Genomic DNA, 1897 nt, shown 5'->3' on the forward strand with positions numbered 1-1897 from the left:
CCTGCGAGATCGAAATACATCTTCTCGGCAGGCTGTTCGGCCAGTTCGGTCACCATGCCCGGAGCAAAGCCGGTATTGGGCATTTGCCCCACGCCGATGGCGAAGTAGCTCAACTGCCAGAACTCACCACACAGCCAACCGTCATCCTCATAAGTCGTCAAAACCCGATTCCAGGCACCCCCATTGTGGCTGTGGAACATGCTCAGGTTGCCGAAGTTCCAGCCTGCTTTTTGCAGTTCAGCATTGGTTGGCTTGATGCAGATCTCCAGCGGCGGATCGAAGAAGTGTATCTCGTTCCCATCTGCATCATAAACCTTGATATCAAAAACGCGGTTGCCCAATTGGAAGTTGCCGCCCGCGCTGCCCGCGGGCAGTTGCATGACGACCACTACACTGCCATCGTAAACGGTGTTTGTTGATACATCCACCGTGACTTGCGGACAAAAGTCGCAGAAGCGGCCCGGTACGCCCACCGGACAGGGTGAGCCGCAGGCTTTGGCGCCGTCATCTCCACCGCCAGCATCATCTCCACCGCCAGTACTAGCATCACCGCTTGTGCTGCTCAGCTTGTGATCTTCCACCTCGCCGCCGGAGACCAAACCGGTGGGCCCCAAGGCGGCATCGTCGCTGCAATCACCCTGGGTGCCGGTATCTGGCGCCAGGCGGAAGCGGGTGTAATAATCGCCGCTGCTCTTGCCAGCCGGTACATCGAAGGTCAGGTTGTTGACCCCGGCGCTGACTTCCTGCATGGCCAGAATTTGATCGTTCGCGCCGGTAAAATCATTATCCCCATCCCAATCGAGCCAGGCGCTCAGGCAGCCCGCCCCGCCGGTGACGGTGACATCCACAGCGCCCCCGCCTGCGCTATCCGTCCAGGCGCCGGGCACGCTTACGCCGTCTTCATCATCCGTATCGTTGGTGTCGTCGCCATCGGCGCTGGCGCTCTCTTGCCCGTCGCTCTCACCGTCAATGGACGCGCCCAGGTAAATGCTGCTGGTTGTGTGCCGCGCGCCGTCGTCAGCGTTCATCGTCAGGCTGTAGGCTGCGGGTAAGTCGCCAAAATCGAGCGCCGCCTGGGGAAGCCCAGTGTAGTAACCTGCTGCACCGACACCGTTGTTTCCTTCGATTGTAAATTGAACTGCTATTGCCTCATCCGAACTTATTGAAAAATTCCCTGTGCAGCCAGTAATTTTGTAAGTTACCCAATCTGCTCTCCCCGTGACCGCATTTGGGCCAGTGATACTTGGAGTACCAGTACACACGGGAGGGTTAAGCGTAGCACCACTTTGGGCCAAGATATTGACTGTTGCATTACCTTGAAAATTTATGTTAGGGATATTGTCAACAAACGAAAAACTGCTATCAGACAAGGGTGGAATGAAATTCATCCCTGCATAGTAATGTATTAGAGTACCACTTGCGCCTGTCAATGTTTGGAAAATGTAAACTGGTTGAGTTGCTTCAACAAACATATTTCCTTGTGCAGAGAATAAACCATCCAAAAAGCAATAATCACCAGCATTCATCGGAAGGGTTGTTCCATTTGTGCAGGCGGCGGAAATACCATTTACTGAGATGTTGGTATTATCGTAAGCCGCGATAACGATAGGAGTCTCGGCAATAGTATTTCCTCCCAGACCTTGCATTAAAATATAATCTTTTCCTATTTGATTTTCAGGAATCATCTGATCAATGCCAATATCAACCCCAGAGCCAGTAACGGATCCTAACCAAGACCCAGTATTAACGGCGATCGGTTTATTAGAAGTAATCAGGGTGCCATTGATATCGTTAAGGGTTGCTGTTCCCGAGTAGGTTTGTGTTTTGACCCCAATACTATAAGACTTTAGTTTCGCCAAAATAATGAGCATTGGAAATCTGGTAGGATAGGTTATAT

At 52.2% G+C, this 1897-nt stretch carries 1 protein-coding gene; it reads right to left on the minus strand.

What is annotated here, in order from left to right; all coding sequences use genetic code 11:
• A partial coding sequence (locus HN413_00020; GenBank protein MBT3388773.1) for a hypothetical protein occupies positions 1–1871 on the minus strand: 1871 nt, incomplete at its 3' end.
• Positions 1872–1897 lie beyond the last annotated feature (26 nt).

This window comes from Chloroflexota bacterium (assembly GCA_018648225.1).
Taxonomy (GTDB): Bacteria; Chloroflexota; Anaerolineae; order Anaerolineales; family UBA11858; genus NIOZ-UU35.